This window comes from Desulfosporosinus nitroreducens, assembly GCF_023897015.1.
GTDB classification, from domain to species: domain Bacteria; phylum Bacillota; class Desulfitobacteriia; order Desulfitobacteriales; family Desulfitobacteriaceae; genus Desulfosporosinus; species Desulfosporosinus nitroreducens.
The window spans coordinates 94,742-109,666 of record NZ_JAMHFY010000007.1; the positions used below are offsets into that span (position 1 = coordinate 94,742).

Genomic DNA, 14,925 nt, shown 5'->3' on the forward strand with positions numbered 1-14,925 from the left:
CCTTCTAAGCATAATCTCTGCCATAAAGATGGACAAATTATTTATATCCGGATTTTATTTGGGGATTGTTCCGTCTACACCTTCAACAAACCAGTCCATTGAAAGCATATCTTTGTCAGCCATTACTTGACCTTCTGGGACTTTAACAGCTCCCGTTTGATCCTTAATAGGGCCGGTAAAGACATCCCATTTTTTGCTCACAATTTTATCTTTAGCATCTGCTACAAGTTTCTTAGTGTCATCGGTCACCATAGGACCGAAAGGAGCAATATCAACAATACCATCGCTCATAGGACCCCAGTATTGATCGTTTTTCCAAGTCTTATTAATAACTGATTCCACAGTTTGCACATAGTAAGGACCCCAATTCCAAACTGCAGATGTCAACACTGCTTTTGGTGCCATATTGGACATATCCATATTATAACCGATACCATATTTACCTGCTTCTTCTGCCGCTTGCATAGGTCCAGGAGTATCCTGGTGTTGAGCAATGACATCTGCTCCAGCCGTCAGGAGGCTCTTGGCAGCATCTTTTTCTTTAGCAGGATCATACCAAGTATTAGTCCAAACTACCTTTACTTTGGCAGCGGGATTAACAGAGCGTACCCCTTGAGTAAAGGCGTTAATGCCCCGGATAACCTCTGGGATAGGCATGGCTGCTACGTAGCCAATAGTGTTGCTTTTCGTAGTTTTACCAGCCGTAATACCTGTCAGATAACGAGCTTGGTAAATACGACCGAAATAGGTCCCTACATTATCTGCGGTTTTGTAACCTGAATTGTGCATAAAGGTAACCTCAGGGTATTTTTTTGCCACATTAATGGTCGGATCCATATAGCCAAAGCTGGTTGTAAAGATGATTTTGTTACCCTTTTCAGCGAGTTGAGTAATAACGCGCTCAGAATCCGCTCCCTCAGGAACTGATTCCATAATCGTTGTCTCCACTTGTGGTAATTTTTCTACTAAGTATTTGCGACCTTGGTCATGAGCAAAACTCCAACCTGCATCCCCTACTGGTCCAACATACACAAACGCAACCTTGAGTTTCTCCTTAGCAGCGTCAGCCGGCGCTGGAGTTGAAGTTGCTGGGGTCTTGGCACCGCAACCGGAAATAACCAAAAGCAGCGAAACCAATAAGGCGACTAAAATTGCACTTCTTCGTTTTAAATTCATCTCAATTTTCCTCCTTTTTCTTTCTCTATTCCCACCACTAAATAAATTTGTCTGTTATTCACCCCCCATTTCTTTTACAAGAAAAGCTTCCCAGAGATAAGATAATCACCTCTAGAAAGCTTCGTTGCTAAATTACTCAGTACTAGCTCTATTATATTACCTGCAATTATAAATTACAATGATTTCTTGTGTATGTAGGATTTTCTTCATTTACTATTATTATCTTTTCTCGGTACTCAGAAATTCCGAGATAACTATTGCCATATATTTTATAAATATTAATGAATTTTCAAAAAAATTTAGCTATTAGTTTTCCGTTAAATTCAATTCTTACAAAAAAAACATTTGCAGATTTATCCGCAAATGTTTTTAGAAACTGGCTTTTTTAGTTTTATCCTTCTAATTTACCGTAAATAACGCGCTCTCGAAGTTCTCCAATCATAGCAGGAACATTGATACTCATCGGACAGCGCTCTACACATCTGCCACAACGCAAGCAAGAGTAAACGAGCGGAGCTGCTTTCTCCATGCCTCCGGACACAAATGCTGTCCAGATTGCACCTATGCCGCCCATATAAGTATGACCAAAATGACCTGCAGTTACTTGGAACACAGGGCACTCATACATACATCCACCGCAACGCAGACAATGCAAAGCCTGACTGAACTTTTCCTCATGGGCCATTTCATTTCGACCATTATCTACGAAGATGACGTAGAATTCCTTAGGGCCATGCGCTCCATAAGTTGTCACTTTCTCGATATCGCCCGTTTTGCTCGGACCGCTGACAATATTAACGTAACCTGGAACACCATACTGAGCATATCTCCAGGTAACTTCAGCAACTTTCATAGCTTCCTGGAACGTCGGCACTAATTTCTCGACCCCAACCATAACAATATGGACCGGAGGCGCACCCGTTGCCAATCGAACATTACCTTCGTTTTCAATAATAACCATAGCGCCGGTATCCGCGGCCACCACATTGGCACCACTGATTCCTATATCCGCAGTAAAATACTTTTCACGCAGAAATTCTTTTACTACCTTCACTTCTTCGGCAATATCAGGCGGCACTACTTTGCCAAAAAACTTCGTAAAGACCTCAGCCACCTGCTCTCGTGGAACATGAATGGAGGGGGAAAGGATATGCATTGGACGTTCCTTACGCAGTTGAAGTATGAACTCTCCCAAGTCAGTCTCCCAGACCTCGTTGCCATTGTCCTCCAGGTATTCACGCAGATGGAGTTCCTCTCCCAGCATACTTTTCCCTTTGACTACAGTTTTACCCTTGCCAATAATACCGAGAGCAATATCTAAAGCAGCCTGATGATCCTTAGCATAAAACGCTTTTCCTTTGTTGCGCTCCACAGAGGCCATTGCCGTTTCCAATAGATTGTCCAAATTAGCCATAGACTGCCGCTTAATCTCTTGTACTTCCTCTGCTAGTTCCGGGGTATGCGGAAAACGTTCTAAAGTTTCGGTAACAGTATTGCGATAGGAAGTAACCGCCCTTGAAATCGCTGTCCGAATGTTTTTATCCTCGCTGGCTGCATTAAGGGACTTGGCATAATTGACAAAGTCCTTTCTCAAATCCACTGTCATGCTTTAACCCCCCTATATAGGAATTCAATTAAATCTTCAACTACGGCTGAGTCACCCTTGATGCGTCCAGCCTCTAAGGCTGAGAGGCAATACGGACATGACGTCAGAATATGTGATGAACCGCTTTCCTTCAATTCAGTCACACGGCGTTCACCAATAACATGGGATAACTCGGGAAACAGAATTTTTATGGGTCCGCCACAACAAGACGTCCATTCACGGCTCATAGGAGCTTCTTTCACATCGGCGCCAATGCTGACCAGAATATCTCTCAGTTCTTGATGAATACCTAATTCTCGAGCCAAGCGGCAAGAATCATGTATCACAACTGACTCAGCAGATTGGAGCTTAGCTAACTTATCTCGCCGTTCCCAGACGAGGTCAACATACGTACGTATTTCAAAGTCAAAACCCTCAACCATTTTTGGATAAACAAACTTAAAGACTTCTGCGGCATGAGGAGAGAGGCAAACGATGGTTTTAGCACCGCTTTTTTTAATCACTTCCACTACTCTCTTTACATAATCCTCCATGTCTTGTAAGTATCCTAATTCATACAACAAGGCTCCGCTGTACAGTTCCTCTTTTCCTGAGTAACAGAACTCATAACCCAGTTCTTGAAGCACCTTGGCGGCTTTAAAACAAACCGAATTATACCTATCCTTGTCCTTAGCAAGTACCGAAGCATACATCTTTTCTGGACTGAATCCGGTCTTATTCAGTATATTTCTAGCGCCCATCATCATAGAAAAAACCTTGCTGCCCTGGTCGAGATGAGTAATTGTTTTAACCAACGAGTCGATAAAGGGGAGCATTTGATATTCCCCACCCGTATAGAAAAGCACTTCCCCTTTAGCCGGTAAGTCAAGCTCCTTAGCCCACGAAGAAACTTCAGAACCTTTTAAAGCCAGCGGACTGCCATGCTTAATAATATTTTCACTTATGACATCCAACACCATCGGCATTTTTGTTTCCACAGTCAAACACTTCCTCCCACAATAATATATGGTTCAAATACCCATTCTCTTGATACAGGCATTTTTCTCCATTCAGAAAGCGCGCATCGATTTTCTCCTGCGCGCCTTCATTATTTCAATACCAAATCAGCCTAGCTTCACATATTTCATTATAATAAAAAACCAAATGAAAGTAACCCTATTCGTGTATTGTATTATGTATTCCTGTTAATCCTCTTTAATAGGTGCTAACTCCCAATCTGGAATTATTGGAATTAGTCAGATCAAAAATTGATAGAAACCGTACAAATTTACTATAACCTCCAATACTCTCTTTTTAATTTCAAATTCCTTGATATTGGCCATAATACGGCAGATTTCTTGACAAGCACATTTAGGACGTTTATTGTAAATATAGGAATTGAATTTTCAAATATTTTTCTGGAGGAATGAGATTGAAAGGTAAATATACGATTATATTCATTCCGCCCGATCAGTCGACGACTCGCCAATTTCAGTTTTCTAAACTCGGCAAGCGGTATCTGGGTGCAGGAATACTTCTTATAGGGTTGATAATTACCGGTATGTTTGCTCGAACCCTTTATCTAAGTCATTACATAAGTCATCTGCAACCTACTATAGACCACATTACTCAACTTGAATCCACGATTGAAGAACGTGATGAGAAAATCTCCAATCTAAATGAAAAGTCCACTCAAATCACTGAAGATCTTAAACGGATAATAGACCTCGAAGAAAAACTTTCTACCATATTGCCATTACAACCATCCTCATCATCGACATCCCTTAGCCGCGGTATCAGCCCTCATGCCCCGAACTTTATTCTTGTCAACCCTCTGGTTCAAACTCCCGACCAAAATGCTCAAATTGTTGCTGACCATTTAGTTCTCTTACAGCGCTATTACGAAGCAGCGATCGTGCAAAAAGATCAGCTTGAACACACTCCAAGCCTTCTTCCTGTAAATGGAGAAATCACCTCTCCTCACGGTTATCGCCGAAATCCCTTTGGAGGTTGGTCAAAAGAGTTTCATAATGGAATTGACATCGCCTGTGATTATGGCACCCCTGTTTTAGCGACTGCAGATGGGGTTGTCACCTTTGCTGGCAGAAACTCAATCTTCGGACTTAGAGTAGACATTGATCACGGCCAGGGCATAACAACCTTTTATGGTCATAATTCTCGGCTTCTGGTGAAGGAAGGGGACCATGTAAAAAAACGAGACGTTATTGCTTACAGTGGAAATTCCGGTCGAAGTACGGGATCTCATCTTCATTACGGTACCGTTGTTAATGAAAGAAATGTAGATCCTTTAACCTTTACTGAAGTAACAAAGGAGATTTAAAGCAAATGTTCAAAAAACTTTCGAACTCTCAATCTAATGGTGACGTTACGTTAATTGCTTCGGAGTGCCAAATAACCGGATCAATTATCATCAATGGGAATGCTAGGATTGACGGAAAAGTCGAAGGAAGTGTACAAGCAACCGGGGATTTAATAATTGGTAACAGCGCTTATTTGAAGGCTGATATTGAGGCCAATACTGTGAGCATTGCCGGGGAAGTACACGGAAACATAAAAACTGCGGATCTTTTAGAATTAAATTCTACTGCGCGCTTATTTGGAGATATATGCACACGTCAGTTTAAAGTTGAACAAGGTGCTCAATTTACTGGGTTGAGTCAACTATTTGAAGAAACGACTCCTCCTTTGATTGTTCATGAAAATAGTAAGGAGCCTCGCTCAGCAAGGGAAACGAAACGGGTCTCAACGCGTGCCTGATTCTGAATTGATCTGAATCTTTTTGAAAAACAATCTTAATGAACTTATGAGGGCAGTCGACCAGTAATTCTGGTACGATTGCCCTCTTCTATTTCTAACTCAGTTCGTTGGTCTTTTCTCAAGAGCATTAATATAGGCTTTAGCACTAGCTTCAATGATATCCGTAGAAAAACCTTTTCCCACTACAAGACGACCATCCCCATGACGCAGCTTAACCGTGGCTTCTCCCAGCGCTTCACTGCTTCGTGTCACAGATTTGAGATAATAATCTTCAAGGATCGAATTATTTCCTGTTATCCTGTCAATCGTGTTAAATAATGCGTTCACAGGACCATTGCCACAAGCGGCATCGGTCATCACGTTCCCCTCAATTTCCAAGGTCACGGTAGCAGTAGCCATCTCGATACCATTTGTCGCAATAGACATACTCTTTAGAACAATACTATTCGCTGTGCTTCCTGAATCCCCCATCAGGACGTAAAGGTCTTGATCGAACACTTCCTTCTTCAGATCCGCTAACTGCAAGAACCGTTGATAAACATCATCAAGCTGAGCACCTTCTACCTTATATCCCAATTCCTCCAGACAATGTTGGAGGGCATGTCTTCCCGATCTTGCTGTAAGGCTGATAAAATTTTGCGACACTCCGATGGTTTCGGGTTGAATAATCTCATAAGTTTCTCGATCTTTTAGAACTCCATCTTGATGAATGCCTGATGCATGATTAAAAGCATTGGCTCCAACAATCGCCTTATGATCTGGGACTGTCACTCCAGTTATACGGGAAACCAGTCTGCTGGTGGCTGATATCTCACGGGTGTTGACTTTGCTCTCTACCCCGTAGCCGTCACGCCGGGTGTAAATTGACATAATGACCTCTTCAAGAGAAGTATTTCCTGCCCTTTCGCCGATACCGTTAATCGTTCCCTCAACTTGGCCCGCTCCCGCTTTAATTCCTGCTAAAGAATTGGCGGTTGCCATGCCTAAATCATTGTGACAATGAACACTCACGATGGCTTTGTCAATATTAATAACGTTTTGAATAACCGATTGAATCAGTTCCCCGTATTCCCATGGGTTTGCATAACCTACGGTATCTGGGATATTAACCACAGTAGCCCCTGCAGAAATTACATTTTCAATCACCCTTGCCAAGAAAATTGGGTCACTGCGGAAAGCATCCTCTGCGTAGAACTCAACATCGCTTACATATTTTTTTGCGTACTTAACCGCAGCAACTGCCTGCTCCACAACTTGGTCAGGAGTGAGTTTTAATTTCTTTTCCATATGAACAGGAGAAACTCCTATGCCCGTATGGATTCGAGGATATTCCGCTTTGCGCAGAGCTTCCGCACAAAGATCAATGTCTTGTACTACCGCTCTGGTTAACCCGCAGATGATAACCCCTTTAAGTTCCTTAGCAATCGTCCGAACGGATTCTAAGTCCCCAGGCGAGGATGCGGGAAAACCTGCTTCTATGACATCCACTCCAAGCTTCACTAACTGTTGACCTATTTCCAATTTCTCTTTGACATTTAGAGTAATCCCCAAGGATTGCTCCCCATCTCTGAGGGTAGTATCGAATACATATAATCTGCGCATTTTTTGTGATTCCTCCTTAAAATAAAATAAACCCTTCGTCTCTGATTGAGACGAAGGGTTAGTTCGCGGTACCACTCAAGTTGACAGCAAATAGCCGTCTTCTCTAAAGATACGGGAGTTAATCGTGGTTCGTAGTTCGTGGTTCGACCCTAAAAATAACTTTATGGTTCGAACTTCGAAAACCGAACTTCAAACATCGAAGTTCCGATATCTCCTTCCTTTTAACGGCGGAAGCTCCGTCCGAGCCTACTTTAAACAATTTCGGTCGGCTACTCGAGGAAGAGTTCCAAGCCCATACCATTACTGTCTTTCACCACCTGACAGCTCTCTATAAACGGTAAAAAGGACTGTACTATTTCCTCTCATCGTCATTTTAACAGTTTTTATTATTCTACACTACTATTTTTTATTGTCAAGGGGTTTCTACAATTAGTTTCAATTAACTTTCGCATAGCTTTTGCGGCTATAGGATATCACTGCCGCCAGAAGGGCAATACCCATGGAAACTAACATAACGGAGTGATAAGCAGACATAAACTCTTCTACTTGACTAGGTTGGGGCAGAGTAACACCGCCCCATGCTTCGAACAACGAAACGGATAAGGCAATACCTATCACCATTCCTAAATTTCTGACAAGGCTGTTTATTCCCCCGGCAATACTAAGCTTTTGAGGAGGAACTGAACTCATCACACTGCTGTTGTTTGGAGATTGGAACATGCCAGCTCCTAAGCCCATGAGTATGGGACCGGGGATTATCTGTAAAAAACTTGCAGTGGTCTGAAGGGTAGAAAAATAGAACAAACCTAATGAAGTAATGACCAACCCGCCTGTTGTGAGAATCATAGGTCCAAATTTGTCAGAAGCGGAACCACTGACAGGAGCTACAATAGCCATTACCACCGGGAAGACCATTAACATTAATCCAACCTGAGAAGGCCTGTAGTTAAGAATCCCTTGCAAGTAAAATGGTAAAAGCATGTTGTTAGCAAACATAGCTACAAAGGATAACCCTCCTGAGAGGTTTCCTATAAGAAAAGGACGGTTGCGGAAGAGTGATAAGTCAATCATAGGATGCTGAACTTTACGCTCAGTTATAACGAAGAAGACCAGCGATGTTATGCCTAGCACCAGGCTTAAAAGAACAGGAAGACTCGACCAGCCCCATGCCTCACTATTCGTAATTCCCAAGAGTACACAGATCATCCCGAATGTAAATGAAAAAGCACCCGTATAGTCAAAACTCTCTTTATCTTTGTTCGGTACATCACTTGGCAAAATCAAAAGAACTGCCGCATACCCTATAATGCCAATAGGAAGGTTAATGAAAAAAATTGAGCGCCAGCTAGTCATGCCAATGATAATTCCGCCTAAAGCAGGGCCTGTCAGCGAGCCTAGAGCAACGACAGTTCCTGTCAGTCCCAGTGCTCTGCCCCGCTCCTTAGGTGGGAAAATCGCGGTAATAATGGCGGCGCTGTTAGACATTAACATCGAAGCGCCTATTGCTTGCACCACTCTAGTCCCTACCAGGAACCATATGTCTTGGGCAAAGCCGCATAAAACTGAACCTAGAGTGAAAATTATAAAACCAAGGGCGAAGACCCTTTTACGTCCAAACATGTCAGCAATCCGACCGAAGACCGGTAATAAACTGGTAATTGTCAAAAGATAGGCACTAACCACCCATTGAAGTGTAGAAAGATCCGAATGGAATTGACTAGATATGGTAGGCAAGGCTACGTTTACAATACTGCTGTCTAAAGTAGCCATAAAGGTACCGATCGCCACTGTAGCTAGAACATACCAACGATAATTTGGGGAATTTTTAATTGTTTCCAACATTATTTTTCTCTCCTCTGAGCAATCCCATCTTGTTTCCACCCCGGACGACCGTGTCAATTGTTCATGATAACACAACCATACTCTCTTAACAAACCAGGCTTACTTGCCATAACTATAGTTGTTGTCCCAATAATTTTCCAGTTAATTATATCAAGGCAATTAAAAATCATCAAGAATGACCTTGGAGCACAAGACTTACAACAAAAAAACAGAACCACGTCTTACGATGTGGTTCTATCTTTTGTTATTGTTCACTCACACATTAAATCTTCTATCAATTCACAATGGCAATGTCCGTGAAATTAGTTCTTTCGTCTCTCTGTTCCAGGCACGGCGTTCGTTGGTTTGGCTATTGGCAATGCTCTTGGTCCAATTATTTCTGCATTTATTGTAGGTGTTGCGCAATGGCGCTGGTTATTCTGTATCCCTCTCTTCATCTTAATTACGTTGCCCTTTTACCGCAAAAATTTAGGAGAAGAGCAGGACGAGCAGGGGGATCCCGTAAAACTTGACTGGATCGGTGGTGGTTTACTGGCTTCTACAGTGACCTTGCTGCTTCTAGGCGTTACGAGTGGAACCTGGTGGTTTGCTATTGGCGGATTGCTAGCTCTGGTTTTGTTCATAGCACGAATTCGTTCCGCCGCCAAACCGTTTATTCAACCTGAGCTCTTTAGAAATAAAAGCTATTCTCTCTTGCTAACGATTGCTTTTCTAATAAGTGGAATTGGTTTTTCCCTTTATCCTCTAAGTCCATTGCTTTTGGCTCATGTACATCAGCTGCCACCTAGCTGGATCGGTTTTGCGATGGTTCCTGGAGCAGTAGCTTCGGCCATTCTTGGAAGAAAAGGCGGTAAGCTGGCAGACTTAAAAGGGAATTTATATCTATTCTTTGTTGCATCAGGATTGCTATTAACCTGTTTTGCCTTACTTTCAACCTTCACTGGAATTACTTACGTATTTATTGCTATCTTTTTAATTTTCGGTAATGTGGGGCAAACCTTTATGATGGTTGCTATGTCCAATTCAGTGTCCGTGACCTTGCCTAAGAAACAGGCTGGAGTAGGAATGGGATTATATATGATGCTGAATTTCATTGCAGGGGGAATGGCTTCAGGGGTTTACGGCAAGGTGGTGGATCTTGGCTCCAATGTTCATTGGAACCCCGCAAATATCTATCCAAATGGCATTATTTACAGTAATATATTTCTCGTTCTTGCTGCCTTACTAGTAGGTATTCTGATGTTTTACTATTCTCAGGTTGGAAGAGCAAACAGAAAAAGTATCAAGTTGGAAGGATGAAGCTAGTTTAGATTAAGTCTACTATTGTTCATATTTGAAAAAAAGATCTCGGAAACAGCGTTTGGTTTCCTAAGAGAAAAACGATGATTAATAAAGGTGGACATTAACAAAGGAGGATGCCTTTTCAAGCAATCCTCCTTTGCATTCTCCTCCACAATTTCAAAAGTTCTTCTCTTTAAAGTGTTTCTTTAAGACTTTTCCCTTCTTTAAGTTCTTTTAAATTTGGGTCCTGAAGAATTAGATCTCCTTCCATTAAGCCTTCCTCTATAGTAACCTGACTGTCATTTTCCAGGCCTTTTTTCACTGGCTGGATTTTAGCTTTACCTTCCCGAATCAGCCAGACAGCCTCCCCCTCTTGATAAGGAAAAAGGGCAGTTTTGGGGACCATTAGTTGATTGGGGACTTCCAGCGTGGTGAATTTGACATCCACATTGCTTCCGAGAACAACTTTGGGAGAATCTTCAGAGAGCAAAATAGTAACTTTAACACGATTTTCCTTAAGGCCAAGGGGAGAAACCCTCTCGATCGCTGAGATAGCAACGGCATCAACTGTACCCGCAAACGACTTATCACCCGAGCTGGTCGCTTGAATCACTTGAACCGGACTTCCTACTTTTATATCTAGGGCATCACTGGCCAGAACGAAGCTCTCTAATTTGTAACCCTCATTTGTGAACACGGTCAGAATTTGCTGGCCTTGAGGGATGACGTTGCCTTCTTTAAGAGAGAGGTCTTTGATAATCCCATCTTGAGGAGCTACTACTGCGGCTTTGTTGATCTTATCTTCTAACTGGTCGATTTGCGCCTGAACGGCTTTCTTCTGATTACTATAATACAGCTCTGTCCCTTGAGAAGTCTGATGTTGCTCATATATCAGTTGTAAGCCTAATTTCTGCTGTTCCAACAGGTTTTTCGCTTTCTCGAACGTTCTCTCAGCTTCTTCATATTGAACACGAGCGATGGTACCGGCGTCATAGAGAGCCTTCATGCGAGTTAAGTTTTGTCCCTCAGTCTGGACATCCTTTTCGGCTAGCTGTATGAGTAAAGTTTGTTGGGCGATTTGTGCCTGATCAGGGCTTTTATCATTTTCTAAGCGTTGTCCTTCCAGACTTTGCAATTGAGCCTTCAGTCCCTCCAGTTGATATTTAAAATCACTGATGTTCATTTCCAAAAGCACTTGTCCCTTTTTAACACTGTCTCCATTTTGGACCTTGAGGGATTGCAATTTTCCCTCAACAGGGTTAAAGATCGGCCATTCTTGGGCAGCCATAACTTCCCCTTCCTCTGTGAACCCTTTGCTGAAGTCTTTGGGGTGCAGGGCAATAACGTTAACCGGCAGGGGCATCGCATTAGTGATGGTGACCGCAATAAAAATCAGGAGTGCAAGCCCTCCGAAAATTAAGAACTTACGATGCTTAACCTTTGGCAACTTAAATTTTTTAGGTGTTTGATTAAACTTGGTTTCAATGGCCATTTTCACCCTCCTCTTACTTTCAAATTACAATTCGCAGCTTAATATTTTAATTAACATTCCGATTTCGATCCCAATTCAGTCAGCTCTTTAGTCTCGAGTTGCAAGGATTTCAACATAGGGAAGTGATTTTATTTTGTAGTACGCTCTGCTTTGGGCCACTAAAACAGAAAAGGCAGTTCCTGCAGCCGCGCCCAGCAAAGCCATGGGTGGAAGGTCTGCCGGAAGAGAGTACATATCATTGCTCATTGACTGTGCCATACTCATGCTTAATCCATAGGCCATCGGTATTCCAAGCAGGATTCCAAAAGCATATAAGGTCCATTGTTCTGAAGTGATCACTCGCAATACCTCACTTGGTGTCATTCCTAACACACGGAGAGACGCTAATTCTCGTTTCCGTTCTGAGAGAGAGATGATACTGGCATTATAGATAAGAGCAAATCCGCAAAAGCCGCCGAGAATAGCGAGCAACCAAACCGTAAAACCAAACGATTCCATCATTTTTTGGATCTTAGCCCCCGTATCCTTGAGAGATTCGATTGAGGAGACGTTACTGGCATTTTGATATTTGCTTTTCATGGATCCTATTTCAGCAGAATCCATCTGGATTAACATTGCAGTACTTATTTCCCCTTGCCTTAGAAATCGTTGTAATTCTGTATCCTTCATAAAGGCATTAAGTCCAACATATTGAGGGACTACCCCTGTGACCAGTAAGTTCTCACCCTTTTGACTGAGAGTTTCTCTCCGCAAGGGACTTTCTACATAGATGACATCTCCCGCTTTGACGTTTAAAGATTTAGCTAAATGTTCTGATAGCAAAACTCCATGGTCAGGAACCTCCAAGCGTCGGCCGCTTTTATCCAGAATGTTATAGAGTGTCGAATCTTCAGAGAGACCCATCAATGCGACGTCTTTCTTTAACCAACTGCTTCTCAAAGAAGCAGGTACTTCCAGTACAGGTTCAACTTTAGACACCCCTGCGTCATGTGCGAGGGCGAATTTCACTGCCCCAGTAGGGGAAGGTTCAGTTAACTGTAATTTGACATCATAGGTTTGAACTTGTTCCAGCTGGACCACCGTTAGTAAATCGGTCATGTTCTGCATTGACCATGAAACTGTCATTAAACTATAGACTACCGCGATCCCTATGACGTTAAAGAGACTCCTGGTTGGTGTTCGAAAAACATCCCGAATACCCATCTGGGCTTGAGATGAGAGGGTTTGCCAAAACCACGTGAATTTTTCGATTAAAGTTTTACGCGCAGTCCCTGGTGCCGGGGGTCTCATGGCTTCGGCCGGTTCCAAGCGCAAAATATCCAGACTTCCTTTTACCCCACTGAGTACGCTAAAGACGAACGCCAGAGCCAGACTAAAAAAAAGGTATTTAAAAGAGAATTCGCTTTTAAGACCAGGCAGAGCAAAGAATTCTTTGTACATAGTGGTTAAGGGAAACGAAAGAGCAACTCCAGATAATCCTCCCAGCACCCCCCCTGTTGTCCCTATGACCACGGGATAGGTCAGATAATGCAGGACAATCTCTCGATCCGTAAAACCAAAGGCCTTAAGTGTCCCGATTGCCACCCTTTGCTGTTCGATCAGCCGACGCAACATTGTATACAGAATAATGGCCGCAACCCCCAGAAACACTACAGGAAGGGTTTTTGTCATAGTTCGAATTTGTTTAATTTCACTTGTTAGAATGGCGTGACTCGTTTGATCCTTACGAGGGACAATACTCCTGACTCCATAGGGTTTTAACTCGGCTTGGAGACTGTCCTTCACCGAATCGAAGCTAACTCCAGGTTTCAGAGTTATCACAATATCATTGACTTGTCCTTTTTCCTTGACCAGTGCTTTAAGTGTGCTTAAGGGAACATAGGCTATCCCAAATTCTTCAGCTGATGGATAAAGGTCTTGGGCATTTCTCATAATGTAAATGAACTCTGGGCTTTGCGCAGTTCCCGTTATATATAAGGAGACCTGATTTCCATCAATACTAACATCAATTGAATCTCCTAACGACAAATGATTTGCTGCTAGGAATTTTGGGTCTACGAGGATTTCCGGTTGGTTTTCGTTCGGAAGTTGCCCCTCGATAAGCTGAATTTGGTTAATTTGAGGGGCATTGGCATCATTCAATGTCAACATTTTCAAGTATCGATTAGAGTCTTCTTGTTGGTCTATCACACGAACTTCTTTGACAATCCGTCCTGCGGCTTGATCAATTCCAGGCAGGAACGTAAGCGAGTTTACTTTGTTTTCAGGATACCCTGTCACCGTAATAAATCCATCGGCAAAGTTTGTTTCCACATAAAAATCTTGCTGTGCCTTATCCATACTTTCCACAGCAATGGACATCGAGGTATAGAGAAGTAAGCCTAAGGCAATGACCATGATACAAGCGAGATAAACCCCAAAATTTTCTCTGATATCTCTCCATGTCTTTCTTCTAAGCATTACCATGATATCTCCTCAGGGCAAAGTGGTTTTTCTATAATTTTGACATCATCCAGTAACCCGTCCTTCAAATAGAAAACCCTATTTGCCATTTTGGCAATTTCCACGTTATGCGTAATGATAATCACAGTCTTATGATATTCACGATTTAATTTCTGCAAGGCTTTTAAAACCTGAATACCTGTTTGAATATCTAACGCCCCCGTCGGCTCATCACAAAGGAGAAGTTCAGGGTTTTTAACGATAGCCCGTGCAATAGCAACCCGTTGTTGCTGTCCTCCGGAGAGTTGGGATGGGAAATGATCTGACCAATTCTCCAGACCAACCTCACGCAAGATGTCTGATACAGAAAGAGGATTTTGAGCAATTTCCACAGCTAGTCTTACATTTTCATAGGCTGTGAGATTTGGCATTAAGTTGTAGTTTTGAAAGACAAAGCCCACTTCATTACGGCGGTAAAGTGTAAGCTCTTGGTCATCAATCTCATGAAGCGGTTGTTCTTTGTAATAAAGCTCACCCGTCGATGCCTGGGTCATTCCACCGATAATATTCAGTAACGTAGTTTTCCCGGAGCCGCTTTGGCCTAAGACGACAATAAATTCCCCATAAAAGATTTGGAAGTTTATTCCCTTCAAGACTTCGATTTCCACTTCACCTGTGCGATAATGCTTGCGAAGGTCTTTTCCTTCCATAAGAACGTCCATTCATC

At 42.5% G+C, this 14,925-nt stretch carries 10 protein-coding genes, 1 pseudogene and 1 other annotated feature; of the genes and pseudogenes, 3 read left to right on the forward strand and 8 right to left on the reverse strand.

Annotated elements, in window-relative coordinates; translation table 11 throughout:
- Nucleotides 1–54: 54 nt before the first annotated feature.
- The 3 genes from M8E35_RS10070 to M8E35_RS10080 all read right to left on the reverse strand — a co-directional run bounded on the left by M8E35_RS10070 (nt 55) and on the right by M8E35_RS10080 (nt 3,759).
- Nucleotides 55–1,176: a BMP family ABC transporter substrate-binding protein gene (locus tag M8E35_RS10070; protein ID WP_252468738.1), complete on the reverse strand. Its 1,122-nt coding sequence runs from the start codon at nt 1,174–1,176 to the stop codon at nt 55–57.
- 391 nt (nt 1,177–1,567) lie between these two features.
- Entirely contained in the window at nt 1,568–2,782 is a 1,215-nt protein-coding gene (locus M8E35_RS10075; protein WP_252468739.1) for an LUD domain-containing protein, read from the reverse strand.
- The gene (locus tag M8E35_RS10080) at nt 2,779–3,759 is read right to left on the reverse strand and encodes a (Fe-S)-binding protein (protein WP_252468832.1); all 981 of its coding nucleotides are present in this window, start codon (nt 3,757–3,759) and stop codon (nt 2,779–2,781) included. The genes M8E35_RS10075 and M8E35_RS10080 overlap by 4 nt, the downstream gene beginning before the upstream one ends.
- Before the next feature lie 434 nt (nt 3,760–4,193).
- On the opposite strand from M8E35_RS10080, the gene M8E35_RS10085 reads away from it, so the two are divergent.
- Together M8E35_RS10085 and M8E35_RS10090 are read left to right on the forward strand one after the other, a co-directional pair.
- Entirely contained in the window at nt 4,194–5,102 is a 909-nt protein-coding gene (locus tag M8E35_RS10085; protein ID WP_252468740.1) for a M23 family metallopeptidase, read from the forward strand.
- Between the two features lie 5 nt (nt 5,103–5,107).
- Nucleotides 5,108–5,539, forward strand: coding sequence for a bactofilin family protein (locus M8E35_RS10090; protein ID WP_252468741.1), 432 nt, complete (start codon nt 5,108–5,110; stop codon nt 5,537–5,539).
- A gap of 99 nt (nt 5,540–5,638) precedes the next feature.
- Here M8E35_RS10090 and M8E35_RS10095 read toward each other — a convergent pair whose 3' ends face one another.
- Both M8E35_RS10095 and M8E35_RS10100 read right to left on the reverse strand, forming a co-directional pair.
- A complete protein-coding gene (locus tag M8E35_RS10095; RefSeq protein WP_252468742.1) occupies nt 5,639–7,141 on the reverse strand; it encodes a 2-isopropylmalate synthase in 1,503 nt (500 codons plus the stop codon).
- A gap of 43 nt (nt 7,142–7,184) precedes the next feature.
- Nucleotides 7,185–7,516 (reverse strand) — a binding site (T-box leader).
- Nucleotides 7,517–7,576: 60 nt separating this feature from the next.
- Nucleotides 7,577–8,983, reverse strand: coding sequence for an MFS transporter (locus M8E35_RS10100; protein WP_252468743.1), 1,407 nt, complete (start codon nt 8,981–8,983; stop codon nt 7,577–7,579).
- Nucleotides 8,984–9,325: 342 nt separating this feature from the next.
- Between M8E35_RS10100 and M8E35_RS10105 the strand changes: the two are divergent.
- Nucleotides 9,326–10,282 (forward strand): annotated as a pseudogene (locus M8E35_RS10105) (MFS transporter); the annotation flags it as partial.
- A 175-nt stretch (nt 10,283–10,457) separates the two neighbouring features.
- Here M8E35_RS10105 and M8E35_RS10110 read toward each other — a convergent pair.
- The 3 genes from M8E35_RS10110 to M8E35_RS10120 all read right to left on the reverse strand — a co-directional run bounded on the left by M8E35_RS10110 (nt 10,458) and on the right by M8E35_RS10120 (nt 14,920).
- Nucleotides 10,458–11,756, reverse strand: coding sequence for an efflux RND transporter periplasmic adaptor subunit (locus tag M8E35_RS10110; protein WP_252468745.1), 1,299 nt, complete (start codon nt 11,754–11,756; stop codon nt 10,458–10,460).
- An 87-nt stretch (nt 11,757–11,843) separates the two neighbouring features.
- Nucleotides 11,844–14,222: an ABC transporter permease gene (locus M8E35_RS10115; protein WP_252468746.1), complete on the reverse strand. Its 2,379-nt coding sequence runs from the start codon at nt 14,220–14,222 to the stop codon at nt 11,844–11,846.
- A complete protein-coding gene (locus M8E35_RS10120) occupies nt 14,216–14,920 on the reverse strand; it encodes an ABC transporter ATP-binding protein (protein ID WP_252468747.1) in 705 nt (234 codons plus the stop codon). The genes M8E35_RS10115 and M8E35_RS10120 overlap by 7 nt, the downstream gene beginning before the upstream one ends.
- Nucleotides 14,921–14,925: the final 5 nt, after the last annotated feature.

Coding starts and splice junctions, on each gene's coding strand:
- M8E35_RS10070 (WP_252468738.1), bottom strand. CDS start 1,176: ATGAATTTAAAACGAAGAAGTGCAATTTTAGTCGCCTTATTGGTTTCG.
- M8E35_RS10075 (WP_252468739.1), bottom strand. CDS start 2,782: ATGACAGTGGATTTGAGAAAGGACTTTGTCAATTATGCCAAGTCCCTT.
- M8E35_RS10090 (WP_252468741.1), top strand. CDS start 5,108: ATGTTCAAAAAACTTTCGAACTCTCAATCTAATGGTGACGTTACGTTA.
- M8E35_RS10095 (WP_252468742.1), bottom strand. CDS start 7,141: ATGCGCAGATTATATGTATTCGATACTACCCTCAGAGATGGGGAGCAA.
- M8E35_RS10100 (WP_252468743.1), bottom strand. CDS start 8,983: ATGTTGGAAACAATTAAAAATTCCCCAAATTATCGTTGGTATGTTCTA.
- M8E35_RS10110 (WP_252468745.1), bottom strand. CDS start 11,756: ATGGCCATTGAAACCAAGTTTAATCAAACACCTAAAAAATTTAAGTTG.
- M8E35_RS10115 (WP_252468746.1), bottom strand. CDS start 14,222: ATGGTAATGCTTAGAAGAAAGACATGGAGAGATATCAGAGAAAATTTT.
- M8E35_RS10120 (WP_252468747.1), bottom strand. CDS start 14,920: ATGGACGTTCTTATGGAAGGAAAAGACCTTCGCAAGCATTATCGCACA.